This is a genomic window from Streptomyces sp. NBC_00376, assembly GCF_036077095.1.
Lineage (GTDB): Bacteria > Actinomycetota > Actinomycetes > Streptomycetales > Streptomycetaceae > Streptomyces.
In genome coordinates this window covers 7,806,736-7,831,363 of sequence record NZ_CP107960.1, presented here as the reverse complement: position 1 = coordinate 7,831,363, position 24,628 = coordinate 7,806,736, and the positions used below count along the sequence as shown (strand labels likewise).

Below are 24,628 nucleotides of genomic sequence, written 5' to 3'. Positions count from 1 at the left end.
CAAGCAACAGGGCCCGGGTGTCAGGGCCGCCCTGCGACCCTCTGTCAGTGGTCGGGTGCAGACTTGCCGATATCCGACACAACGGCGTTTCGGGAGGTTCGGCCATGACCGACGTACTGCTCACCGTGGGCACCCGCAAGGGACTCTTCATCGGCCGCGGGCGCGGCGGCACATGGGAGTTCGACGGCCCGCATTTCAATGCCCAGGCGGTCTATTCGATCGCCATCGACACCCGCAGGCGGGTCCCACGCCTCCTGGTCGGCGGTGACAGCGCGCACTGGGGCCCCTCGGTCTTCCATTCCGACGATCTGGGCAGGACCTGGGTCGAGCCACAGCAACCGGCGGTGAAGTTCCCCCGGTTCACCGGGACATCGCTGGAGCGGGTCTGGCAATTGCATCCGGCGGGCCCCGAGGCGCCCGATGTCGTGTACGCGGGGACCGAGCCCGCCGCGCTGTTCCGTTCGGAGGACGGCGGGGAGTCGTTCGAGCTGGTCCGCCCGCTGTGGGAGCACCCGACGCGTTCGCAATGGGTGCCCGGCGGGGGCGGCGAGGGGCTGCACACCATCCTGACGGACCCGAGGGACGCCAGGGTCGTGACCGTCGCGGTATCCACGGCCGGGGTGTTCCGTACCAAGGACGGCGGTGCGAGCTGGGCTCCTTCGAACAAGGGGGTGTCCGCGGTCTTCCTCCCCGACCCTGACCCGGAGTTCGGTCAGTGCGTCCACAAGGTGGCGAGGGACGCGGTCGATCCCGACCGGCTCTATCTCCAGAACCACTGGGGAGTTTTCCGGAGCGACGACTCCGGGGACCACTGGACCGACATCGGGCAGACACTGCCCTCGGACTTCGGTTTCGCCGTGTCCGCGCACCCGCACCGCGCGGACACGGCCTACATCTTCCCGATCAACGCCGATGCCGACCGGGTGCCCGCCGAGCACCGCTGCCGGGTGTTCCGTACCACCGATGCGGGCAGCACCTGGGAGCCGCTTTCGACGGGCCTGCCCGAGGAGACGCACTACGGCACGGTGCTGCGCGACGCGCTCTGCACGGACGACGCCGACCCGGCGGGGGTCTACTTCGGCAATCGCAACGGCGAGCTGTACGCAAGCGCGGACGACGGGGACAGCTGGCAGCAGCTCGCCTCGCATCTGCCGGACGTCCTGTGCGTGCGGGCGGCGGTGATCGACGCCTGACCGACCACCGGCAGCGTGCCGCCACTTGGCCGGTTCCTCACGGCCATCGGTCCAACTCGACTCCCCGAAGCAGCAGTTCCACGCCATGTGACGCGGCCTGAGGCAACCCCTGGGCTTCGCTCTCCGTCCTCCGGGAGCGGGGGCCCCAGGGATCCCTGGGGAGTTCGCGAGCGCCGATGACCAGGAGGAACCACCTTGATCCATGTCCCGCGCACGGCTACCGCCGCACTGGCGGTACTCACTCTGACCGTGGGATGGCCGGAGTTGGCGCGCGCGTCGCCACAACCGGCGCACACCCGGATTTCCGCCGAAGCCATATCCGCCATATCTGCCACGTCCGCCACATCAGCCACATCTGCTATCCGCACCGTGTCGCGCGGAGAGCCGGACGGCCGGCTCCCCTCGGGCTGGCGGATCACCGGTACGGGAGCCGGGCAGCGGCTCGTCTGGACCTCGCCCCACCCGGTACCCATGGGCGATGCCCGGGTCGAGTTCTACTCCGGGGACGAGCTCCTGGGCCGGCCGGTCGCCGCGCAGGACCGGCGTACGTTCCGGCTGAAGCTCGACGGTGCGCGCATCGGACCGGTGACCGGCCTCAAGGCACTGGCGGGCGGACGGCGTCTCGACGCCTCGGGACCCCGACGGACCCCGGACGGCCGGCGGACCACCGAACCGGCGCGGCCGACGGCTCCGGCACCCACTCCCGCTCCCGCGAACCCCGTCGATCCCGGCGTACCGGGGAAGTACCGGACCGTCAGCGGTGAGTACGCCCTGAAGTCGGTACGGTTGCCCGGGTTCAGCGCCCCCGTGGAGATGCGCGCCGCGGTGGTGTCACCGGTCGGCGCGCCGGGGCGCCGACCGCTCGCACTGTTCCTGCACGGCCGTCACTACACATGTTTCAACGCCAAGGGCGACCAGGGCATCTCCTGGCCCTGCGAGGCGGGCACGCGGCCGGTACCGAGCCATCGGGGCTATCTGCGCGACCAGAAGCTCCTGGCCTCCCAGGGCTACGTCACGGTGTCCGTCTCGGCCAACGGGATCAACGGACAGGACGACAGCGCCGACGACGGGGGCGCCCAGGCGCGCTCGTCCCTGGTGCGTCTGCACCTCGCCCGCTGGGCGGACTGGGCCGCCCACCGGTCCGCAGCGCCCGCGGCCGTGCGCACCGCACCGCCGGCCGACATGTCCCGGGTGCTGCTCGTGGGCCACTCCCGGGGCGGCGAGGGCGTCAACCGGGCCGCGCTCGACAGCCTCTCCCGGCCGCCCACGGACCAGGACGGCTACCGCGGCCCGGTGCGCTGGCGCATTCGCGGCACCGTCCTGATCGGCCCGACCGTCTTCGGGCAGAACCCGGTTCCCGATGTGCCGTCCATGACCATCCTGCCGGGCTGCGACGGCGACGTGTCCGACCTCCAGGGCCAGATCTACGTCGACGGCACCCGGGGCGTCAGCCGTGGTGCCGCACTGCACAGCGCGGTCTACATGGTCGGCGCCAACCACAACTTCTTCAACAGCGAGTGGACGCCGGGGCAGGCGCAAGCGCCCGCCGACGACGACTTCTGGGACGGCGACACACCGGACCCGGTGTGCACGCCGGGCAAGAAGGCCCGGCTCACCGCCACTTCGCAGCAGGCCGCCGGCGCCACGTACATCGCCGCCGCAGCCCGGCTGTTCGTCGCGGGCGACGACCGCGTGCGTCCGCTGCTGGACGGTTCGGACCGGCGCGCGCCCTCCGCCGGTCCGGCGCGTGTGCTCACCCACGCGGTCGGCGGGAAGCGCACGCCCGCGTTCCTGCCGGACACCTCGACGTCCGTGACGGGCGGCCGGGTGTGCGCACAGGTGGATCCCGATCCGGGCCGTGCCTGTCTGCCGCCTGAAGGGTCCGCCGTGTCCCCGCACTTCGCCATGTGGGAGACCGCCAGGGAGCCCGGCCGCTACGCGGTCGCGATGCGCTGGTCGAAGCCGGGCGGTGCGGTGCGGATCCGTCCCGCTCGTCCGGTCTCCGTGGCGGGCGCCGAGTCGCTGGCGCTCCGGGTGATCGTGCCGCCCGACACCACCGGCACCCGGCTGGACATCGCTCTCACCGACACCTCGGGCCGACGGGCGACGCTCGGCCGCGCGAAGATCGACGGGCTGCCGGGCAGCGACCGGACGGCTTCCTACTGGGGACGCGAGATCCGCGTGCCGCTCTCCGCCGCCGTGCGGAGCAAGGTGGACCTGAAGCATGTGAAGAGCCTGGAGCTGACCCCGGGAAGCGGTTCGGGGCAGGCATGGCTGGTCGACGCCTGGGGCTGGCGCCCCGGCACACCCGCGGTCCGGGCGGCCTCTCTGCCGCGCGTGGACATCGGCCACCTGAAGGTCGAGGAAGGCGACTTCGGGGTCCGTACCTACCGTGTTCCGGTCACCGTCTCCGGGCGCGGCAGCGGACAGGTCCGGCTGTTCTTCACCGAGCCCGGCAAGGACGAGCCCAACCACCGGACGGTGACGGTGCGTCCGGGCAGCCATGACATCGATGTGCCGGTCGAGGTACGGGGCAACACCCGCTTCGGCTACGACATCACGCACAGCGTGTTCGTCAAGGCGGTCCGGGGCGCGGTCGTGGGTTCGCATCTCGGGGGCGTGACCGTGCGGAACGACGATCCGATGCCCACGATCGAGGTGAAGCCGGTCGCGGACCAGGTCACCGAGGGGCAGAGCCTGCGCTGGAAGGTCTCGCTCTCCGCGGTCGCCGATGTCGACGTCGACTCCGCCGGATTCGCGATCCAGCCGGTCGGCCGGGGTACGGAACTGTCCACCCTGGACGTCGACGGACCGTGGCTGCGGGACACGTTCGGCGAGTCGCCCGACCCGGCCCGGCCGCTGTCCGGGGTGGCGGATCCGGCGTTCCTCCTGGCCGTGGTGCCCGCCGGGAAGCTGAGTGCCGAAGTGACCGTGCCCACGGTCCGCGACGCACTGGAGGAGCCCGAGGAATCACTGCGGATGCAGCTGATGACCTACGGCGATTCCTGGGAGCCGCAGGAAGGGCCGGTGTTCACCGGCACGGTGCGCGACGCGTCCTGAACCGTACCGACCGGCGTATGAACCGGAAGGCGGCGTGGTACCGGCTCCGCGAAGGAGCCGGTACCACTCCGGGGCCGACAGGGCTCAGGGCAGTTGCCAGTCGACGGCCTGGGCCCCCTGGCGCAGCAGGAGTTCATTGGTGCGGCTGAACGGGCGCGAGCCGAAGAAGCCGCGGTCCGCCGACATGGGCGAGGGGTGCGCGGACTCGATCGCCGGGTAGCCGTCGAGGAACGGTCGCAGATTGCGGGCGTCGCGCCCCCACAGCACGGACACCAGCGGTTTGCCGCGTGCGGCCAGGGCCCGGATGGCCTGTTCGGTCACTTCCTCCCAGCCCTTGCCGCGGTGCGCGCCCGGTTTGCGGGGCGCCGTGGTGAGTGCCCTGTTCAGCAGCAGTACGCCCTGTCGCGTCCAGGGCGTCAGGTCACCGTTCGACGGGCGTGGAAGTCCCAGGTCCGTGTGCATCTCCCGGAAGATGTTCTCCAGGCTGCCGGGCACCTGGGGAACTTCGGGGGCCACGGAGAAGCTCAGCCCCACCGCCATTCCGGGTGTCGGGTAGGGGTCCTGACCGACGATCAGGACGCGTACGTCGTCGAAGGGCTGCTGGAACGCGCGCAGAACGTTCGCTCCGGCCGGCAGATAGGTGCGTCCCGCCGCCACCTCCGCACGCAGGAAATCGCCCATCGCGGCGATGCGTCCGGCCACGGGGGCGAGTGCCTCGGCCCAGCCGGGCTCGACTACTTCATTCAACGGTCGTGGTGCCACGGAACGTCACTCTACCGGCGTAAACGCTCCGCTCCCGGCCCGAAGCCGGTCCGGGCCGCCGAACTCGCACTCCCCCGGCCCGTTCTCGCGGTACGGGGGATAGGCTGCCGCCGTCATTCGTCTTCCTCCTGGAGTCGGCCCATGAGCTCACCGCGGCGATCGCCGGAAAGCACCGGCACCGGTGTGCGTCCGGGCGGGGCGAAGGGCGCACCGGGTCCGTACGTGCTCGGTGTGGACTCGGGCGGTTCGGGGCTGCGCGTGGCCCTGGGCGCCGTCGGTCTGTCCGCCCCCTTGGCGACGACGGCCTGCGCCGCTCCGGTGCGCACCGGAGCGGCCGGAATCGACGCGGCCCATCTGCTGGAACAACTGCTGCCCGCCGCCCGCCTGCTGCTGGAGCGGTGCGGCGGCGAGAGCGGCGCCGGGATCGGCGCGGTGGCGATCGGTGCCGCCGGCATGGCGACGCTCGGCGGGCAGTTGCGCGCGGAGCTGCCCTCGGCACTGGAGGGCACGCTCGGGGTGCGGAGGCTGGCGCTGGCCGCCGATGCCGTGACCGCGTACGCGGGGGCGGTCGGCCAGCGCCCGGGGGCGGTCGTAGCGGCCGGCACGGGCATGATCGCGCTGGGCACGGACCTGACGAGCTGGCGCCGGGCCGACGGCTGGGGGCATCTGCTGGGCGACAGCGGCGGCGGGGCCTGGATCGGCCGGGCCGGGCTCGACGCGGCCATGCGTGCCCACGACGGGCGGCGCGGCGGATCCGCCGCTCTGCTGTCCCGGCTGGAGGCGGTGTTCGGGCCGGCGCCGGAGCTTCCCGGGCTGCTCTATCCGCGTACCGACCGGCCTGCCGTGCTGGCCTCGTTCGCGCCCGAGGTCGCCGCGTGCGCCGGGCACGATCCGGTCGCCGCGGGCATTCTGCGCGAGGCCGCGGCACATGTCGCGGAGGCGGCCGCGGCGGTGTGCCCGGAGGCGGGGGCCGACGGCGAACCGTGCGAAGTGGCGCTGACGGGCGGCTTGTTCCGGATGGGCGATCCGCTGCTCGTACCCCTGCGCGAGGAGCTGGCCCGCCAGCTTCCGCAGGCACGGGCGGTCCCCGGTTCGGGTGATCCATTGACCGGCGCACTGTCCATCGCCCAGGCGTTGGCGACCGGGGATCTACGGCTGCCCCGCCACCCGACGCTGCTGTGGGTGCCTGGTGAGGGGCCTGGGCACAAGCCCGAATAGGTGGCGACAGAGCAGGACAGTCGACCAGTAAGCCGCTCATCGGATAAAAGCGGACAGATAACGCCTGTCCGGACCCTCCCCGAACAGAGCCGCACCCAAAACCAGTAGCATGCGGCGCCATGAGCACCCCCACTGGGCCCGCTTCCGGCCTGCCTGTACGAATGCCGCGACCTCGCCAGTCCGGACGGCACCGCCGCCCGGAGCCCGTGGTCGCACCCGAGGGCGCTGCCGCGCTCGTTCTCGCCGTCCCCGGTACCCCCTCCCCGGCCACGCGCAGCCTGGCCGAGGAGGTGATCAGCATCGCCCGTTCCGAGCTGCCCGGCCTCAACGCCCGGATCGGCTACCTCGACGGCGACGATGCCGAGTACCCGACGCTCTCCGCCGCACTCACCCACTGCGCCACCGAGCGTGTCGCGCGCTACGAGCAGGCGCAGGCCGCAGGCCGTGAGGTCGCCGCGCCCGAGGGGCCGTCCGCCGTCGTCGTACCGCTGCTCGCGGGGCCGGACAGCGCCCTGATCCGGCGGATACGACAGGCCGTGATGGACAGCGGTACGCAGGTCGAGCTGACCGATGTGCTCGGCCCGCACCCGCTGCTCGCCGAGGCACTGCACGTGCGGCTCTCCGAGGCCGGTCTGGCCCGTGCCGACCGCGCCAGGCTCTTCACGGTGGCCACGGCCGCCGACGGCATCGTGCTGGCCACGGTGGGTGGCGACGAGGCCGTGCAGGCCGCCGGGATCACCGGCATGCTGCTGGCCGCCCGGCTCGCGGTTCCGGTGATGGCCGCGGCGCTGGACGTCGAGGGTTCGGTCGCGTCGATCGCCGAGCAGCTCACGAGCTCCGGCTCGGCGCAGCTCGCGCTGGCCCCGTACCTGGTGGGCCCGGAGGTGGCCGAGGGGCTGCTGGACGCCGCCGCGAAGGAGGCGGGCTGCGCGACGGCCGAGCCGCTCGGCGCGTACCCGGCGATCGGCAAGCTCGTGCTGTCGATGTACATGACGATGCTCGGCATCACGCCCGTCGCGCCGCAGGGTGCCCAGGCGCACTGACCCCGTGCCGGGTGCGCCCGGCAGCCGGTCGGTGCACGAACGCCGGACGGGCCCGGTTCTCCGGGCCCGTCCGGCGTTCGTGCTGTGCGCGGCGCAGGGTCAGGCGAAGATCACGCAGGACGCGGCGGGGGCGGCCAGTGAGCCGACGCGACGCGGGATTCCGGTCTCCGGGTCGACGTCGAACCAGCTGACGTCGCCGGACCGCTCGTTGGCCGCGTACAGCCGGCGGCCGGTGGGGTCGAGTGCGAGGTCGCGCGGCCAGTGCCCGCCGCAGTCCACGGTCGTGACCAGGGTCGCCCGCTCGCCGGTCGCGTCGAGCGCCAGGACCGAGATGCTGTCGTGGCCCCGGTTGGCGGTCCAGAGGAACCGTCCGTCGTGCGAGACGACCACCTCGGAGGGGTACGTCGCCGGTTCGCCGCCCTCCGCCGGCAACACAGGCAGCACGGAGGTCTCCCCCACCGGCTCCAGGACGCCCGCGGCCGCGTTCCACCGGCATGCGGTGACGGTCGGTTCGAGTTCGTTCAGGACGTAGGCGTGGCCGCCCGCGGGGTGGAAGGCCAGGTGGCGCGGGCCGGTGCCCGGCCGCAGGGCCGTCTCACCGTGCAGCCGCAGCGACCCGGTCGTCGTGTCGAGCGCGCAGATCCGTACGGAGTCGGTCCCGAGGTCCACGCTGAGCACCCAGTTCCCCGAGGGGTCGGGCAGCACCTGGTGGGCGTGCGGGCCGCGCTGCCGGTCGGCGTCGGGACCGCTGCCCTCGTGCCGGAAGACGGCAGTGGCCGGGCCGAGGGATCCGTGCGGCGTCACGGGCAGGACGCTCACGCTGCCGGAGCCGTAGTTGGCGGTGAGCAGATGACCGCCCGCGAGCGCGAGATGGGTCGGTCCGCCGCCGTCCACCGGGCGGATCGCGCCTATCGGCTTCGGTACATCGCCGGTCACGTCCAGGGCGGCTGCCGCACCGGGATCGGTCTCGCTGACCGCGTAGAGGGCGCCGCCGCCCGGCCCCGGCCCATGGCCCAGGGCGAGGTACGAGGGGTCGGGGACCGCGTCCGTGGCGCCGAGGACGGTCAGCGCCCCGGTCTCCCGGTCCACGGCGGCGACGGTGATTCCCCGTCCGCCCGCCGACGTGAACGACCCGATGAACGCCCGCACCGCGCCGTCGCCGCTGCCCGCCGCACTGTCAGTCACCGCACTGCCCCTCTCAGCCGACCGACCACGGCGGCCGGTACCGTCGTGATCTTCCGGGGCGACGGTAGCAGTCGGCCATCAGGTCCAGACCAGTGCCTCGGCTGCCGGGGCCGCCCGGGAGGACACGTCCGAAGCCGTTTCGCACACCGGTCACACACCGATCAGCGGCGCGCGCGGATCGCTGTGCAGTGGTGCGGCGAGTTCGGCCAGTGCCCGCTCCAGGCCGTGCAGATGGGCGAGCGCGGGACCGGCCGTGGCCGTGTGCGGCGGGACGCCCGGTACGCCGGGCCGGTGCTGCGGATCGGGGGCGGTCAGGGCCTCCACGGATGCCTCGACCCGCCAGCAGGCGGCGGCGAGCCGGGCGTCGTGGGATGCCTCGGGGTCCGCCGCGACGGAGGCCAGTCCGCGCACCTCACGTGCGCAGGCGTCCAGCAGGGCGAGCACCTGACGGGCACGGGCCTTGCGGGCGCGCAGCGGGCTGAGCGGGTGGACCAGCGGGGCCAGGGACATCCGTACCCGGCCGAGCAGCGCCTCCAGCTCGGCGATCCGGGGCGCGGGATCGGCGGTCGGGGATCCCGAGAGCCGTGCGGCGGCCTCCGCGGTGCAGGCGTGCACACAGCGCAGGGCCCGCTGGATCCAGGCGTCGGTGGTGGCGTGCGTGGTGACCGGCAGCACGAGCAGCACCGCGAGCATCGCGCCGAGCGCGCCCGCGCCGGTCTCCGTCAGGCGCAGCACGAGCAGAGCGGGGTCCAGCACGCCCAGGAGTCCGTAGAGCGCACCGGCCATCACCGTCACCGAGAACACCATCCAGGTGTAGGAGACCGCGGCGGTGTAGAAGATCCCGAAGACGCCGGCCGCGACGACGATCGCGGTGGGCACGGGCGCTCCGTGCAGCGGGACGACGACGGCCAGGCCGATGGGTACGCCGACCAGTGTGCCCAGGACCCTGCGGAAGCCGCGCACCAGTGTCTCGCCGCGTGAGGCGGTGTTCACGAAGACCCACCAGGTGGCGCCCACCGCCCAGTACCAGCGCTGCTCGGAGAGGACGAGCCCCGCCATCACCGCGAAGGCCGCGCCCGCGGTCGCCTGGACCGCCTGGCGGGTGGTCGCCCGGCCCAGCCCGCTGCCGGTCACCGGGGCGGGCACGAAGGGGGCGGGCTGCCGCCGCTCGTAGCACCAGAGCCCGAAGCGGACGGCCGACGAGACGAGCAGGGAGAGGGCGACCGCGGAGTACAGCTCGGGCAGCTGTCCGGGCAGGGTGTGAAGGAACTGTGTGGTGAAGAACGCCATGAACGCGAACACGCCGAGCGAGTGGCCGCGCGGCCCCCATCGCCTGGCGTACACACCCGCGCCGATGACCGCGAGGAACGCCACGTCGCGGGCCACCGGGTGGTCGTGCAGTCCCGCGGCGAGGGCGAGCACGGGGAAACCGGCGACGGGCAGCAGGGCGGTGGTGATCGCCTGCCCCCGCACCGTGGTGTCCAGCACCGTGAACAGGGCCAGCAGCGCGGCAAGGCCGCCGGTGATGGCCGCGACCAGGGAGTGACCGGCCAGACCGCACACCGCGACGGCGAGTCCGATGCCGAGGACGGCCCGGACGCTGCTGCGCAGCCGCTGCCGGCCCGGGTCCGGGGCGACGAACATCCTCTTCAGCACCAAACGCTCCTGCTTCCGTGCACCGGCCCTGCACACCGGCATGAAAAAGGCGCCGCGGAGATCCGCAGCGCCATCGACGGGTACATCACAACATCCCCGCGGCCCATGGCTCAACCCGAGCGGGCTCCACTGAGCCATTGGCACATTCATCGCCGGAGGCGGTGCACCATCAGTAAGCCAACGGACCGGCGGTGTGCCGAACCCTGACCGATTGACCGCACCGCCCCCGCGCGGCTCTCTACTCCTCGCCCGGCAGGGGCGCCGCCACCTCCTCGGCGGGGGTGAGGAGGTCCGTCAGGTGGCGGGCCGACGCGTCCCACGACCAGGACTCCCGGACCCATTCACGACCCGCCGCGCCCATCGCCTCCCGGTCCGGGTCCAGGAGTATCCCGGTCAGCGCCCCGGCGACGGCCGCGGGGTCGGTGCCGTCCACGACCCGGCCGGTCCTGCCGTCGAGGACGGTGTCCGGAGCACCACCCGAGTCGCCGACGACCACCGGCAGACCGCTCGCAGCCGCCTCCAGGAACACGATCCCGAGCCCCTCCGCCTCCAGACCGGCCCGCCGGGTTCGGCACGGCATCGCGAAGACGTCCGCCACGGCGTAGTACGGCGGGGTGTCGGTGTGCGCGACGCCGCCCGCGAAGTGGACCGCTCCCCCGCCGTACCGCGCCGCCAGTTTGCGCAGCCGGGCCTCGTCGGGCCCCCGGCCGACCACCACCAGCTCGGCGTCGGGCACCTTGCTCCGGATCAGCGGCAGGGCCCGGATGAGGGTGTCCTGGCCCTTGCGGGGGACGAGCCTGGCCACACAGAGGATGACGCGCTTGCCGTGCAGGGCGAGTTCGGTGAGCGGGTCGGGGCCGTCGTCGGCGCGCGGCCGGTACACCTGGGCGTCGACCCCGGGAACCAGCCGGCTCATGCGGGCGCGCGGGCCGAGCGCGGGCTCGATCCGGGCGCGGGTGTACTGACCCAGATACGTGACCACGTCGACGCCATCGCCTATCCGGCGCATCAGCCCGCGCGCACCAGGGGTTCTGGCCCACCAGATCTCGTGGCCGTGGGTGGTCGCCACGATGCGCCGTACGCCGCCGCGCCGCAGGGCCGGCGCCATCAGGGCCAGCGGGGCGGCGGCACCGAACCAGACCCGGTCACAGCCGTGGGCTCTTGCGATCTCGACGGCCCTGCGGGTGACCCGGCCGGTCGGCAGCAGGGTGCGGCTGGAATCCCGTACGACGGGGAACGGGAGGCTCGCGTCGTAGGCGGTGTCCCCGGGCTCGTGCGAGGTGTAGACGACCACGTCGTCGTCCGGAACCCGGGTGGCCATCGCGTGCACGAAGGTCTCGATGCCGCCCTGCCGCGGCGGGAAGTCGTTGGTGATGACGAGGGTGGTGCCCATGGACTCTTCGGTTCCTTCGGTCGGATACGGAATCGGTCGGAGCGTGCGCGGAAACGGCTCGATGCCGTGGTTCGCGGGGCACGACGACTCGCCGGGCGGCCCTCGGCCGCTCGGTGGTCCCGGGTCGTACGCCCCTGTGTCGTGGCGTTCCCGACGTTCTCCGGGCATGCCGGAGCGAGCGACGGGCACGGACGCCGCGCCGGGTGCGTTGCGTTGTGCTGTGCGGGTCGTAAGGGGTGCGCTGGTCGTGAGAGGTGCGCGGGCCGTGTGGTGGAACCGGCTAGTAGCCGGACGGACGCACCAGGCCCGTTTCGTAGGCGTGGACCGCTGCCTGGGTCCGGTCGCGCAGACCCAACTTGGCCAGGATCCGGCCCACATGGGTCTTCACGGTCTGTTCGGCGACCACGAGACGCGCGGCGATCTCGGTGTTGGACAGGCCCTGTGCGATCAGGGCCAGGACCTCGGTCTCACGCTCCGTCAGTTCGCCGGTGCGATCCCTGAGCGGGGCTCGTGGGCCGGCGCTCACCCGGGCGAACTCGGCGATCAGCCGCTTGGTGATGTTCGGGGCGAGCAGGGCCTCGCCCTCCGCCACCACCCTTACCGCATGGGCCAGTTCGTCGGCCGACGCGTCCTTCAGGAGGAACCCGGACGCACCCGCGCGCAGCGCCTCGTAGACGTACTCGTCGAGATCGAAGGTGGTCAGGACGAGGACCTTGACGGTGGCGCCGTCGACCCCGGTGATGATGCGTGTCGCCTCGATGCCGCCGAGCCGGGGCATGCGGATGTCCATCAGGACGACGTCCGGGGCGAGTTCGGCCACCTTCTCCACGGCGTCCGCGCCGTCCACCGCCTGGCCGACGACCTCGATGCCGGGTTCGGCGTTCAGCAGCACCGTGAAGCCCTGCCGGACCATCATCTGGTCGTCGGCGATCAGTACGCGGATGGCCGTCATCGGGTTTCCTCGGCAGGGTCGGTGGGATCGGCGGAATCTGCAGGGTCGGTGCGGTCGACGGGCCCGGCGGCGGGCGGTGCGGGCAGTATCGCAGTGACTTCGTAGCCGCCGTCGGGGGTAGGCCCGGTGGCGAGTTCACCGCCCAGCATCGCGACGCGCTCGCGCATGCCGAGCAGGCCGTGGCCCTCGCCCGTGGTGGGCGGGGCGGGGCGGACCGGCGCGGTGTTGGTGACCCGCACCGTGACCCCGGAGCTCCGGTGACGGATCTCCACCCGCACCCGGGCCCCCGGTGCGTGCCGCATCGCGTTGCTGAGCGCCTCCTGCACGATGCGGAACGCCGACAGCTCGACACCCGGCGACAGCGGACGCGGCTCCCCGGTGGCCTCGGCGGTGACCTCGACCCCGGCTCCGCGCGCGTTGCCGATCAGTTCGTCCAGCCGTTCCAGCGTGGGCTGCGGGGCGTGCCGCGCGGCCTGCGGCAGGGGGTCCTCGGAGCGCAGTACGCCAAGGACCCGGCGCAGTTCGGTGAGCGCGTCGACCGCGTTCCTGCGGATGCCCGCTACGTTCTCCCGCAGTTCGTCGGACGGGTTCTCGACCAGGTGCGGGACGACCTGCGCCTGGATGGAGATGACCGACATGTGGTGGGCGACCACGTCGTGCAGCTCGCGTGCGATGCGGTTGCGCTCCTCCAGCAGGGTGCGTCTGGCACGCTCCTCGGCGGTGAGCTCCTCCTGTTCGACCAGCCGGGTACGTGCCACAGCGAGGCCGCGCAGCGCGATGCCCATCACCACCGTGATGACGAGGACGCCGATGGCGAGGCGGATGTCGTTGGCGTTGCGCCAGGGGGTGTTCGCTCCGCAGAGGAGCCCCGCCAGCACGGTGATCGTCAGGGTCTCGGCGGCGATCCGGGGGCGCAGCCGCAGCGCGAGCAGGAACAGCACCCCGGCCTGCATCACGATCCCGGCCCCGCTCCAGGGGAACGCGCCGTCCCACGGGAACCGCGTCCCGGGGCCGACGTTCGCGGCGAACGGGGTGACCAGCACCATGACGAGCATCGACGCCCACCAGGCCAGGAGCGGGCGGTACAGGGCGACGACGATCGCCGCCGACTGGACCCCGGCGAGCAGGACCCCGAGCTGAATGCCCATCCCGAAGTCGAAGGCGTACTGGTTGCTGCCCGCGATGAGCACCCCCACCGCGCCCATCACCAGCGGCACCATGATCACCGGCCGCCACTCCAGCCAACGCGGCTTCCCCGACTGCCCGTTCGGGTCGACCGCCGTGGTCGCGAGATCCTGGCGCAGGGTACGGGGCAGTGCCCGCAGTACCCGCGCCGAACGCTTCACCATGTCCCCCCGGTTCACAGCTCGCACCTTAGACACGTCGTGCCTCCATCGATCCGGCGGGGCGTCCCTCGCGGACGACCAGGTTCCTCGTCCGCGCCGGCCGCTGCCGTTCGTAACCGCGGAACGCCAGCAGGCAGATCAGCAGCGCCGCAGCGAACGCCGGCAGCCAGGCGAGCCGGGCGAGTACCCAGCCGGGTCCGTCGGGCAGATCGTGCAGGCCCGGCAGCATTCCGCCCGCCCACAGGCCGGTCGCGGTGACCGTGATCATCGCCGTCTGGTGCCACAGGAACACCGTCATCGCCGAGAGGTTCACCGTCGCCACCACCGCCCACAGGGCGGGCCGCCTCAGCATCCGGCGCAGCGGGCCGAGCAGCAGCAGCGCCGCCCCGCACTGCGCGAGGCCGAAGGTGACCACGGCGAGGGTCGGCGGGTCGAGGTTGGAGATCTCCACACCGGGCACTCCTACCATGCTCGCGGGGTAGCCGCCCCATCTGACCAGTGCGGCGGTGGCCGCGGCTCCGCCGAGCAGCAGCGTCCAGCCGGTGCGGCGGCCGAGCAGCTCGCCCCGGGCCCAGGCCGCGCCCAGGCAGTACGGCACGAGCCAGCCGGCCGCCACGTTGACCGCGGCGAATCCGCCGGGCGCGTCCAGGCCGAAGCGGTAGAGGTCGACGACCAGTACGACGGCGAACGGCCACAGCGGATGGAGCCTCGCCACCAGCGGGGTCACCGCCGTCAGCGCCGCGAAGACCGCGATGAACCAGAGCGGGGACCACACCAGCTTGCACAGTGCGCGCACGGTGTCCTGGTCCACCCCGGCGAAGAGCATTGCGCACGCCGCCACGGACCATACGACCGGCACCACGGCCATCGGACGCAGCAGCCGGCTCATCCGCGCACGGAGCCAACGGCCGTAGCTCTCGCCCCGGGCGCGGGCGGCGGCATGGCTTCTCGCACCGACCAGTCCGCCGACCAGGAAGAAGACCGCGAGGGTCTGGAACAGCCAGGAGACCGGGGTGAGTCCGGGCAGGTACCGCAGCGGGCTCGCTCCGTGCACGGTGCCACTGTCGACGACCAGTGCGGTCACCAGCCAGTGGCCGAGGACCACGCCGAGGATGGCGATGGCGCGCAGGGCGTCGACCGCCCGGTCGCGGTCGGCGGGGGTGGCGGACTCGATCCGTCGTGCGAAGTCACGCATGGCGCTCTCCCGTGGGGTCTGCGGATCCGGCCGCTCCGGCCACGATCCGGGCGATGTTCCTCAGCGGTTCGGAGCCGGCCTTCAGGTAGTCGCTGTGGCCGCCGGAGCCCGCCGCGAAGGTCTCGGCGCCGAACCCGGGCGCGACCGGGTCCGTACCGAATCCGATGTCCACGAAGGGCAGTCGGAGCTCGGTGTGCGGCACGTCCGCGATCCAGTCGCCGCTGCTGCGGCCGGCCCAGACGGTGGCCGTGGTGTGCAGAGCGGAGGCGTTCGGGTAGCCGGTACCCGGGCTGCCGTACAGGACGATGCCGGCGACCCGCAGTCGGTGCGCGGCCCGCGCGCAGACGACGGAGCCGTAGGAGTGGCAGAGCAGGGTGGTCCGGGCCTCGGGCTTCAGGTGCTTCAACTCCCGCATGAACCGCACCAGTTCCGGTGCGGCCTCGATGGCCCGTCCCGAGGTGAGCGAGTCCGGGCTCACCGTCACCGGCGTCCGGTACCCGAGCCAGGCGACGACCGCCGAGCGACCGCCCAGTTCGTCGCGCAGGGCACGCGCACCGTTGCGCAGCCGCCAGTAGTGGTCGATGCCGATGCCCGCGCCGGGGACCAGCACGGCAATGCGTTCCGCGTGGGACAGATCGCCGAACACCTCGACGGAGCGGCCGCCGTCCCGGCCGTCGAAGGCGAGGAAGCGGCGGGCGGGATCGGCCATCTCGTGCAGCGCGGTGGCCCGCTTGCGGTCGCCGTGGCGGGCCGCCGCCCGCTCGGCCGCGCCGATGTCGGCCCGCGTCGCGCCGTACCGCCCGGCGAGGGCCTCGGGTGCGGCGCTGGTCAGCGGGGCGTGGACGGCCGGGGCCGGGGCCGGTACGGCCGTCGGGCCCGCCGCGCCCGAGAGGGGCAGGGCCACCGAGGCGGCCACCAGTGCGGCGAGCAGGCCGCGGCGCAGGCGGGACCTGCTCGGATGGGACGGCATGGCGGGTTGTTCCTCCCGTACCTGGTGGCTGTGTGCTCGGGTACAGAAGCTATGAACAGGGCCCCGTAGTCGGCGTCCCACCGGGGTGTGAACCTTTTCCGTAGCTCTCAGGGACTACGGGTATGACGGGCGGCCGACTGCGGACCGGGGCGCTCCGGCAGGGGCCAGGCTGCGCCATTGGTACAGTCACAGCCCGGATCGTCGTACCAGAAGGAGGCCGGCGGACCATGGCAGTGGACGCTCTCGACACCCGTATCCTTCGGTTGCTCATCGAGCAGCCCCGTACCAGCGTCCGTGAGTACGCGCGCATCCTCTCCATCGCCCGGGGCACTCTCCAGGCCCGTCTCGACCGGCTGGAGCGGGACGGAGTGATCACCGGCACCGGGCCGGTCCTCTCCCCCGCCGCCCTGGGCCACCCGGTGCTGGCCTTCGTCCACCTCGAAGTCACCCAGGGGCACCTCGACGAGGTCGGCGAGGCGCTCGCCGCGGTACCGGAGATCGTCGAGGCGTTCTCGACGACGGGCGGCGGGGATCTGCTGGCGCGGGTGGTGGCCCGGGACAACGGGCACCTGGAGGATGTGATCCAGCGGCTGATCCAGTTGCCCGGGGTGGTCAGGACGCGTACCGAGGTGGCGTTGCGGGAACGGGTGCCACACCGGCTGCTGCCGCTGGTCGAATCGGTAGGCCGTACGGCGGCGGGCGGCCGGAACTGATCACCGGGGCGCGGGGCGAACACAGGTTCGGTGCACGAGCTGCGGACTGGGCCGCTCCGCTGGAACGCCGGGTCCGGCGGCCCGATATCCTGATCTTGCCGCGCGCCCCCCACCTCGTCCCGACCCCGTCGGGTCGTCGCCGTGGCAGCAGAAGCGGCCCACAATTCGAGATTGGTGCACAGTGCTGGTAGCTGGTCGGTACCGGTTGGTTTCCCCCATCGGCCGTGGCGGCATGGGGGAGGTGTGGCGTGCCTCGGACGAAGTCCTCGGCAGAGCCGTCGCCGTGAAGTTGCTCCTCGGCGACCACGCCGACGAGTCGGCCACCGCCCGGTTCCGGCTGGAGGCGCAGACCGCGGCCCGGCTGAGCCATCCTCATCTGGTGGCGGTGTTCGACTTCGGGGCCTGGGAGAACCGCTTCTACCTCGTGATGGAGCTCGTCGAGGGCAGGAGCCTGGGCGATCTCCTCAATGCCGAGGAGCGGCTCGGTGCCGAACAGGTCGCCCGGATCGCCGGGCAGGCCGCCGCGGGGCTCGCCGCCGCCCACCGGCAGGGCATCGTGCACCGCGACATCAAGCCCGGGAACCTGATGCTGGACGCCGAAGGGTCCGTCAAGATCGGCGACTTCGGCATCGCCCAGTTCGTCGACGACCCGTCCGCCGCACTGACCACCACAGGACAGATCGTCGGCACCAGCCTCTATCTCGCCCCGGAGCGCGCCCTGGGCCGTACGGCCGGCGCGGCGTCCGACATGTACTCCCTCGGCTGTGTGATCTACCAACTCCTGCTGGGAGATCCGCCGTTCCGCTCGGACACGGCGACCGCCACGCTCTATCAACATGTCGATACCGCGCCCGTACCGCTCAGACAGCGGGGTGTCGACCTGTCCCCGGCCTTCGACTCCTATCTGCTCGGGCTGCTCGCGAAGCAGCCGGAGGACCGGCCCAGTGCCCAGCAGGTCGCCGAGTGGTTCCAGAGCGACGCCTGGCGGGGGCAGCCGGAGCCGCTGCCGATGTACGCGCCGATCCCTCCCCCCGCGCCGCCGACCGGTGCCCCGCACATCCCCGCCGCCGCTCCGGCCGGGACCGGCCGTCCGCATGTGCCGGCCGCAGCCCCCACGTTCGGCTCCGCCCCGGCGGCAGGCTCCGCCCAGCAGGGCGACGGCGCGGCGACGTACCGGCTGCCGCAGTCCGGTGGCCGCAGGCGGCGCCCGGCGGAACGGACCGCGCCCGTCCTGCGGAGCACCGGTGCCCGGGAGGCGATCAGGCGCCGGCCCAGGGTGGCCAGCGCCATCGCCGGCACGGTCGCCTTCATCGCGGCCGTGTATGTGGGGATGGTGCTGTTCTCCCCGGATTCCGGCTCGGCCGACACCCCGGACACCGGCTCGACCGCGACCACCGGGCCCGAGCCGTCCGCCCCCTCGTCCGCACCACTGGATCCGGCCGGGGACGAGGAGGACGACGAGCAGGACTGACTCCGTCGCCGGGTGCCCGCCGGCGCTCCACGGCCGCCGCGTCAAGCAACCGTCAGGGCCCCGCGCCCCGACATCAGCGGTGCGTCAACGCGAGTCCGCCGGGCCGGCCGGCCCTCTAGCGTCGCTGCCATGCAACGCCACATCGGCCTGCGGTGGCCGTCTCCTCCCGGCATGACCGCCCACGACCACGGCTGGGCCGCGGACCTGCGCTTCGCGGTCCACTGCGCCGTCGCGCTCCTCGGTCTGCTCCTGGCCGTCGACGCGGCAGCCCGCCATCTGACCTGGCCGCGCGCCCTGTTGTGGACGGGCCTCTCCGCTCTGCTGTGGGCGGTCCTGGTGCCGCCCCGGGTGCGCGCGGGTGCCGGGTGGCTCTCTTCCAGGCGCCTGTTCCACGAGCGGACCGTACGCACCGACCGGCTGGTTTCAGCGCGTTGGTCGGACGGCGTCGCCCAGCGCCTGGTACTCCGGGACGCCGACGGCCACCGGGTCGAGGTCGACCCGGAGGTGTTCCTCGCGAACCCGGCGCTGTGGCACCGGCTGGACGAGGACGTCCGCGGCTGCGTGGAGCGTGGGACGCTGCGGTGCGGGGTCACTGCACTGAGGCAGTTGGCCGACCGTATCGACCGCAGGCACGCGCGAGCGGTGTTCACGGTCTCCGGGCTGGAGTGACCGCTGCGCGCCGGACCGGAGCAACCGCCCCGCGTGCCGGCGCCGTTGTGCGATCCCACCAGCGCGGCTTGACCAAACTTGCCAAGTCCCCCCCGCACCCCTCGCAGTTCGTTGACGAGTGCATGACGACGTGTGAGTGTTCGGTCGCTCGATCACGGACACCACGGACGCGGGCGCCCGGCGACGGCTGGGGCAAGTACGTCGACGTACGCGGCTGCCCGTGATCGAGGCCCCCCTCAAGTCAAGGAGCCTCGATGAAACTCAGACCGATGACGGCCGGGACGACCCTGGCCGTCCTCGCCGCAATGCTGGTCGTCACCGGCGGGCAGACGGCGTCCGCCGACCCGGCCCCGCCCGCCCCCTCCGCGCTCTCGGCCGCCGTGTCGGCCGCCGACCGGGCGGCCGCCAGTGGTCTCGACACCCTGGCCAAGGGGCCCGAGGAGCGGTACGAGCGCCAGATGGTGACCCCGTGGGTCAAGGGCATGTACTCCGTCGCCTACCAGCGCACCTACCGCGGCCTGCCGGTCGTCGGCGGCGACGCGGTCGTGGTGGCCGACTCCGAGGGCCGGGTACGCGGCACCCAGTCAGCCGTGTCCCGGCGGATCAACGTACCGACCACGCCGACCGTCTCCGCCGAGGCTGCCGAGACCACCGCCCGCAAGAAGCTCCGCACGGTGAAGCGGGTGGAATCGCGTCGGCTCGTGGTCCGTGCCACGGACAAGTCCTCCCGGCTGGCGTGGGAGACAGTGCTCACCGGACGCACCGCCAAGGCCCCCAGCCGGCTGCATGTCTTCGTCGACGCGGGCACCGGCAAGGTCATCGACAGCTACGACGACGTCAAGGCGGGCACCGGCAACAGCCAGTGGAACGGACCGTCGCCGCTGGCCATCGACACCACCGCCTCGGGCAGCAGCTACTCGCTGCGTGACCCCAACCGGCCCGGCCTGAGCTGCGCCGACTACAGCACGGGCAGTGTCTTCACCAAGTCGAGCGACTCCTGGGGCACCGGCAACGCCTCCAGCAAGGAGACCGGCTGCGTCGACGTCATGTGGGCGGCGCAGCACGAGTGGAACATGCTCAAGGACTGGCTGGGCCGCAACGGACACAACGGCAACGGCGGCAGCTGGCCGGTCGAGGTCGGGCTGAACGACGTCAACGCCTACTGGGACGGCTCGTCGGTCTCCATCGGCCACAACAACGCCAATCAGTGGATCGGCGCGATGGACGTGGTGGGCCATGAGTTCGGCCATGGCATAGACCAGTTCACGCCCGGCGGCGCCAACAACGAGTCCGGTCTCGGTGAGGCCACCGGCGACATCATGGGCGCCCTGACCGAGGCGTACACCAACGAACCGGCTCCGTACGACGATCCCGACTACACCGTCGGCGAGAAGATCGACCTGGTCGGCGACGGGCCGATCCGGATCATGTACAACCCGGGGCAGATCGGCGACCCGAACTGCTACAGCTCCTCGATACCCAACACCGAGGAGCATGCCGCGGCCGGTCCGCTCAACCACTGGTTCTACCTGCTGGCCGAGGGCTCGAACCCGGGCGGCGGGAAGCCGTCCAGCCCCACCTGCAACAGCTCGTCGGTCACCGGTGTAGGCATCCAGAGCGCCGGCAAGGTCTTCTACGGCGGCATGCTGCTGAAGACCAGCGGGATGACCTACAAGCGCTACCGCACGGCCACTTTGACCGCGGCCAAGAACCTCGACCAGAGCTGTGTGCTCTTCGACCGGACCAAGGCCGCCTGGGACGCCATCAGCGTGCCCGCACAGAGCGGCGACCCGACCTGTACACCCAGCGGCAACAACGACTTCACGATGTCCCTGGACCCGGGGGCGGGCTCGGTGAAGCCGGGCAGTTCGGTGACGGCCACGGTGCGGACCACGGTCAGCTCCGGAAGCGCGCAGACGGTCGCTCTGACGGCGAGCGGCCTGCCGAGCGGTGTCACCGCGACCTTCAGCCCCTCGTCGGTACAGGCCGGGGCGAACTCGACGATGACCGTGTCGGCGTCCTCCAACGCCGCGCCAGGCGCGTACACCTTCACGGTGAAGGGTGACGGCACCCAGAGCCACACCGCGCAGTACAACCTGACCGTCGACAACGGGGGCGGCAATCCGGGCGGCAGCGCACCGGACATCAGCGTCGCCAACGTGCAGGCGCACCTCACGCAGCTGAACACCATCGCCACCCAGAACGGCGGCAACCGCCGGGCCGGCAGCGCCGGTTACACGGCCTCCCTCGCCTATGTGAAGAGCAAGCTGCAGGCGGCCGGCTACACCGTCAGCGAGCAGACCTGCACCAGCTGCACCTACCGCGGCAACAACCTGATCGCCGACTGGCCGGGCGGGCCGTCCGACCAGACGATCATGTTCGGTGCCCACCTGGACGGCGTCTCGGCCGGCCCCGGCATCAACGACAACGGTTCGGGCTCCGCCACCCTGCTGGAGAACGCCCTCACGCTGGCCCAGCGCAACCCGGCCATGACGAAGCACGTCCGCTTCGCCTGGTGGAACGGCGAGGAGCAGGGCCTGCAGGGCTCCGAGTACTACGTCGGCCAGCTCAGCTCCGCCGAGCGCGGCGCCATCAAGGCGTACTACAACTTCGACATGGTGGCCTCGACCAACGGCGGCTACTTCATCAACAACGTCAACTCGGCCGCCTCGGCGCCGATGAAGGAGTACTGGGACTCGCTGAACCTCGCACCGGAGGAGAACGTCGAGGGCCAGGGCCGGTCCGACGACTACTCCTTCCAGCAGGGCGGCATCCCCACCTCGGGCTACGCGACCGGCGCCAGCGACACCAAGACGTCGGCGCAGGCCGCCAAGTGGGGCGGCACGGCGGGCCGTTCCTACGACTCCTGCTACCACTCGTCCTGCGACACCACGGCCAACATCAACGCGACGGCGCTCGACCGCAGCGCCGACGGGGTCGCCTACACCATCTGGAAGACCTCCGTCGGCACCACCGCGCCCGCCGACGACTTCTCCGTCTCGGTGAAGCCGGTCTCCGGCAATGTCCAGCCGGGCGGCTCGGTCACCGCAGCCGTGTCCACCGCGACGTCCGCCGGCTCCGCCCAGACCGTGAAGCTGACGGCCTCCGGCGCGCCGAGCGGCGTCACCGTCTCGTTCGCCCCGGCATCCGTGCAGTCGGGTTCCTCCTCGACGATGACCGTCTCGGCCGGGGCCCAGGCCGCGGCGGGCACGTACACCCTCACGGTGACCGGTACCGGCACGGCCACCCACACCACCACGTACTCGCTCGTCGTCGGTGGCGGCTCCACCTGCCAGGCCCGGCAGGTCGTCGCCAACGGCGGCTTCGAGGACGGCGTCACCCCGTGGACCCAGACGGACGGTGTGATCAACAACCGGACGTCGGAGGAGCCGGCCCACTCGGGCTCGTACACGGCCTGGCTCGGTGGCTGGGGATCGACCCACTCGGACACGGTCTCGCAGTCGCTGACCGTGCCGGCGGGCTGCTCGACGTACAAGCTGTCCTTCTATCTGAGCACCGACACGGACGAGTCGGCGGGTGACCCGACCGCGTACGACACGTTCACCGTGAAGCTGGGGACCAAGACGCTCGCGACGTACTCCAACGTGGACGCCACGGGCTCCTACGTCCAGAAGACCTTCGACGTCGGCGAGTTCGCCGGCCAGACGGTCACGCTCGGATTCACCAGCAAGGAGGACGCCTATCTGCAGACCAGCTTCGTCGTCGACGACGTGACGCTGAACGCCGGCTGATCCTTTGCCGGTGCGGGATCCGGGGTGGGGCGTGTGCACACACGCCCCGCCTCCGGCGTGTCAGCGGACGACGGCCGCCAGCCTGCGGGTGAAGTCGTCGGTCTCCGGCCGGTTGTCGTGCCGGGCCGCCAACCGGCTGTGCAGACCGCGCAGTTCCTGTCCGAGCAGCGTCGAAGCTGTGACCTCGGTGGTGTCCAGGACCGGTCCGGCGATGGCGATCGCCGCCTGCGGGTCCTGGGCGCAGGCGTGCGCGTCCGCCATCCGTACCAGGAACAGCATCCGCGCCGAGTGCATCCCCGGCGGGAGCAGACCGAGGGCGGTGCGGGCCGCGCCCACCGCGCGCAGGGCCAGCCGGCGGTCCCCGGTCGCCGCCGCCAGGTCCCGCAGCGCCCCGGCGGCGCCGGATTCCACCCGCAGGCGCACCGAGGCGACGGACAGCCAGGGCGCCTCCGTCTCGTCCTGCTCGCCGACCCGGTCCAGCTGCGACCAGGCACGGTCGATGTGGTCCAGGGTCTGGCGGGCATCGCCCCGTACCGCGTGGCCGCGCGCCAGGTACAGATCGCTCATGGCGCCCGCCCAGTACCGGCCGGCGGCGGCCTGCCGGATCGCACCTCCGTAGGCGAGGGCGGACGGGCCGTCGCCCTCCAGCCGGGCCAGTGTGCTCATGTCGCTGAGCGCGGCCACCTCCGTACCGACGTGACCGGCCAGCTGGGCCCAGACCAGCGAGCGGTCGAGCCAGGCCATCGCGGTCGCGTTGCGGCCCCACTGCAGCCGCAGACAGCCGGCGGACTGCGCGTACTCGGCAGCCAGCGGGGCGAGTTGACGTTGGTAGGGCGCGGCGGGCAGGGCCATCCAGCGGAGCATCGCGTGCAGCGTGCGCTCGACGACGACGGTGGCTCCGGGCCAGGCGCGCTCCTCGTCGGCCCGCAGGCAGACGGCGAGCAGCGCCGTCAGGGCGTGCACCGTGTCGATGTCCAGCGCGGGGCGCGACGCGGCGGACGGGCCGAGGGAGCAGAAGGCCGAGTGCAGGGCGACGACGTCGGCGAGCACCGGGACGGTGCAGCCGTCCCGGCCGTGCACCGGGCACATCAGCCCGTAGCTGGGCAGCCTGCCGGGCAGGACGGTGTCCGGTGGCAGCATCGCGAGCAGGGCGCCTCCCGCGGGCTCCCCCGGCAGCGGCCCCTGCCGTGCGGGGGCCGCTGCGGGGCGCGCCGCCGCGCCCTCCTCGCCCGTACCGCCCGCTCCCTCGGCCGCCTCGCAGGCGGCGAGGAGGGCACCGCCCGCCGTCATCAGTTCGTCCAGCCTGCGGGCCAGCGGCAGCGGTGTCCTGCGGGTGCCGTGCTCCAGCTTGCTGATGGCGGTGTGGTCGTATCCGACGCGGACCCCCACCTGGGCCTGGGTGAGCCCGGCGCGCCTGCGCCACTGGCGCAGCCGGGTGCCGAAGGCCCGCCATGCCTCCGCGGTACGGGCGTCCGGCGCGGCGCCCATGCCTTCGGTCACCCGGAACTCCGCGGAGCCCCGCCGGATTCCCCACCCGTGCCATGCTCATGGCTCATAGCGGGGAAGGATAGCGAGCGCGGGGGTGCGCTGTCCCCGGTGCGGCGGGAAGACGGCGCCGCCGCGCAACTCCCTTGCCCGGACGGCCGGTCGGGAGGGTCCTTACGGCCACCCGGGCTCGGCCCGCCGGGCGGTTCCGGGCAGCCCCGGCCCGAGCCGTGCCCGTGGGTGCCGGGACAGGGCGCGTCCACCGGTGTGGGGAACTGTTCGGACCCCGTGACCGGAAGATTCACGCGGGGCCCGCATGAACGACTCACGCGCCGGGCATATGACGGGAGACCGACAGGGGGTGGTGGCAATGGGCCGCATCAGGATCGTCCGACGACCACAGCTGCCGTCCCGTCCGCCGCCCCTCGATCTGAGGACCCCCTCGGGCCGCCCGTTGCCGTACTGAGCGCGGGGCCCGACGCCTCGCTGTGAGCCGGCCGAGGGCCGTCCGCCCCGCCCCGTGGGAACCCCTGGGATGCCCTTCTGCGTGATGATGGGCAGAGAG

General features: G+C 72.6%; 17 protein-coding genes. 8 read left to right on the top strand and 9 right to left on the bottom strand.

All coding sequences use genetic code 11. The features are described from left to right. The first annotated feature begins 104 nt into the window (after positions 1-104). Together OG842_RS35115 and OG842_RS35110 are read left to right on the top strand one after the other, a co-directional pair. Positions 105-1,193 (top strand): WD40/YVTN/BNR-like repeat-containing protein, encoded by a 1,089-nt coding sequence (locus OG842_RS35115; RefSeq protein WP_266735090.1) that lies wholly within the window; start codon positions 105-107, stop codon positions 1,191-1,193. Between the two features lie 195 nt (positions 1,194-1,388). Next, a complete protein-coding gene (locus OG842_RS35110) occupies positions 1,389-4,253 on the top strand; it encodes a hypothetical protein (RefSeq protein WP_443064023.1) in 2,865 nt (954 codons plus the stop codon). 84 nt (positions 4,254-4,337) lie between these two features. Here OG842_RS35110 and OG842_RS35105 read toward each other — a convergent pair whose 3' ends face one another. Further along, positions 4,338-5,015, bottom strand: a complete 678-nt coding sequence (locus tag OG842_RS35105) for a uracil-DNA glycosylase (protein ID WP_266735092.1) — start codon at positions 5,013-5,015, stop codon at positions 4,338-4,340. A 141-nt stretch (positions 5,016-5,156) separates the two neighbouring features. Between OG842_RS35105 and OG842_RS35100 the strand changes: the two genes are divergently transcribed. Then, on the top strand, positions 5,157-6,233 hold the full coding sequence (locus tag OG842_RS35100; RefSeq protein ID WP_266735094.1) for an N-acetylglucosamine kinase: 1,077 nt from the start codon (positions 5,157-5,159) through the stop codon (positions 6,231-6,233). A 119-nt stretch (positions 6,234-6,352) separates the two neighbouring features. Next, positions 6,353-7,276, top strand: a complete 924-nt coding sequence (locus OG842_RS35095) for a sirohydrochlorin chelatase (protein WP_266735096.1) — start codon at positions 6,353-6,355, stop codon at positions 7,274-7,276. Between the two features lie 99 nt (positions 7,277-7,375). Here OG842_RS35095 and OG842_RS35090 read toward each other — a convergent pair whose 3' ends face one another. The 7 genes from OG842_RS35090 to OG842_RS35060 form a co-directional block, all read right to left on the bottom strand. Continuing rightward, the gene (locus OG842_RS35090; RefSeq protein WP_266735098.1) at positions 7,376-8,461 is read right to left on the bottom strand and encodes a lactonase family protein; all 1,086 of its coding nucleotides are present in this window, start codon (positions 8,459-8,461) and stop codon (positions 7,376-7,378) included. A gap of 150 nt (positions 8,462-8,611) precedes the next feature. After that, a complete protein-coding gene (locus tag OG842_RS35085) occupies positions 8,612-10,117 on the bottom strand; it encodes an FUSC family protein (RefSeq protein WP_266735099.1) in 1,506 nt (501 codons plus the stop codon). Positions 10,118-10,355: 238 nt separating this feature from the next. Continuing rightward, positions 10,356-11,510, bottom strand: coding sequence for a glycosyltransferase family 4 protein (locus tag OG842_RS35080; RefSeq protein WP_266735101.1), 1,155 nt, complete (start codon positions 11,508-11,510; stop codon positions 10,356-10,358). 280 nt (positions 11,511-11,790) lie between these two features. Then, on the bottom strand, positions 11,791-12,462 hold the full coding sequence (locus tag OG842_RS35075; protein ID WP_266735102.1) for a response regulator: 672 nt from the start codon (positions 12,460-12,462) through the stop codon (positions 11,791-11,793). Next, positions 12,459-13,811 carry a sensor histidine kinase gene (locus OG842_RS35070; protein ID WP_266737282.1) on the bottom strand — a complete coding sequence of 451 codons (1,353 nt, stop codon included), beginning with the start codon at positions 13,809-13,811 and terminating at the stop codon, positions 12,459-12,461. The genes OG842_RS35075 and OG842_RS35070 overlap by 4 nt, the downstream gene beginning before the upstream one ends. A 25-nt stretch (positions 13,812-13,836) precedes the next feature. After that, positions 13,837-15,003 carry an acyltransferase family protein gene (locus tag OG842_RS35065; protein WP_266735104.1) on the bottom strand — a complete coding sequence of 389 codons (1,167 nt, stop codon included), beginning with the start codon at positions 15,001-15,003 and terminating at the stop codon, positions 13,837-13,839. Further along, on the bottom strand, positions 14,996-15,973 hold the full coding sequence (locus OG842_RS35060; protein ID WP_266735106.1) for an alpha/beta hydrolase: 978 nt from the start codon (positions 15,971-15,973) through the stop codon (positions 14,996-14,998). The genes OG842_RS35065 and OG842_RS35060 overlap by 8 nt, the downstream gene beginning before the upstream one ends. 227 nt (positions 15,974-16,200) lie before the next feature. On the opposite strand from OG842_RS35060, the gene OG842_RS35055 reads away from it, so the two are divergent. The 4 genes from OG842_RS35055 (at position 16,201) to OG842_RS35040 (ending at position 22,578) form a co-directional block, all read left to right on the top strand. After that, entirely contained in the window at positions 16,201-16,686 is a 486-nt protein-coding gene (locus OG842_RS35055) for an Lrp/AsnC family transcriptional regulator (protein WP_266735108.1), read from the top strand. 232 nt (positions 16,687-16,918) lie between these two features. After that, positions 16,919-18,157, top strand: a complete 1,239-nt coding sequence (locus tag OG842_RS35050; protein WP_266735109.1) for a serine/threonine-protein kinase — start codon at positions 16,919-16,921, stop codon at positions 18,155-18,157. 129 nt (positions 18,158-18,286) lie between these two features. After that, positions 18,287-18,826: a hypothetical protein gene (locus OG842_RS35045; protein WP_266735111.1), complete on the top strand. Its 540-nt coding sequence runs from the start codon at positions 18,287-18,289 to the stop codon at positions 18,824-18,826. Positions 18,827-19,095: 269 nt separating this feature from the next. Then, a complete protein-coding gene (locus tag OG842_RS35040) occupies positions 19,096-22,578 on the top strand; it encodes a M28 family peptidase (protein ID WP_266737284.1) in 3,483 nt (1,160 codons plus the stop codon). A 60-nt stretch (positions 22,579-22,638) separates the two neighbouring features. On the opposite strand, the gene OG842_RS35035 is transcribed toward OG842_RS35040, so the two are convergent. Further along, complete coding sequence (locus OG842_RS35035) at positions 22,639-24,078, bottom strand: helix-turn-helix domain-containing protein (RefSeq protein ID WP_266735112.1); 1,440 nt, start codon at positions 24,076-24,078, stop codon at positions 22,639-22,641. Between the last annotated feature and the right edge of the window lie 550 nt (positions 24,079-24,628).

What these genes read in the sequence shown, in the direction of transcription:
- OG842_RS35050 (WP_266735109.1), top strand. Translation starts at nt 16,919, where the DNA reads ATGGGGGAGGTGTGGCGTGCCTCGGACGAAGTCCTCGGCAGAGCCGTC.
- OG842_RS35100 (WP_266735094.1), top strand. Translation starts at nt 5,157, where the DNA reads ATGAGCTCACCGCGGCGATCGCCGGAAAGCACCGGCACCGGTGTGCGT.
- OG842_RS35060 (WP_266735106.1), bottom strand. Translation starts at nt 15,973, where the DNA reads ATGCCGTCCCATCCGAGCAGGTCCCGCCTGCGCCGCGGCCTGCTCGCC.
- OG842_RS35040 (WP_266737284.1), top strand. Translation starts at nt 19,096, where the DNA reads ATGACGGCCGGGACGACCCTGGCCGTCCTCGCCGCAATGCTGGTCGTC.
- OG842_RS35095 (WP_266735096.1), top strand. Translation starts at nt 6,353, where the DNA reads ATGAGCACCCCCACTGGGCCCGCTTCCGGCCTGCCTGTACGAATGCCG.
- OG842_RS35075 (WP_266735102.1), bottom strand. Translation starts at nt 12,462, where the DNA reads ATGACGGCCATCCGCGTACTGATCGCCGACGACCAGATGATGGTCCGG.
- OG842_RS35115 (WP_266735090.1), top strand. Translation starts at nt 105, where the DNA reads ATGACCGACGTACTGCTCACCGTGGGCACCCGCAAGGGACTCTTCATC.
- OG842_RS35065 (WP_266735104.1), bottom strand. Translation starts at nt 15,003, where the DNA reads ATGCGTGACTTCGCACGACGGATCGAGTCCGCCACCCCCGCCGACCGC.
- OG842_RS35080 (WP_266735101.1), bottom strand. Translation starts at nt 11,510, where the DNA reads ATGGGCACCACCCTCGTCATCACCAACGACTTCCCGCCGCGGCAGGGC.
- OG842_RS35045 (WP_266735111.1), top strand. Translation starts at nt 18,287, where the DNA reads ATGCAACGCCACATCGGCCTGCGGTGGCCGTCTCCTCCCGGCATGACC.
- OG842_RS35070 (WP_266737282.1), bottom strand. Translation starts at nt 13,811, where the DNA reads ATGGTGAAGCGTTCGGCGCGGGTACTGCGGGCACTGCCCCGTACCCTG.
- OG842_RS35055 (WP_266735108.1), top strand. Translation starts at nt 16,201, where the DNA reads ATGGCAGTGGACGCTCTCGACACCCGTATCCTTCGGTTGCTCATCGAG.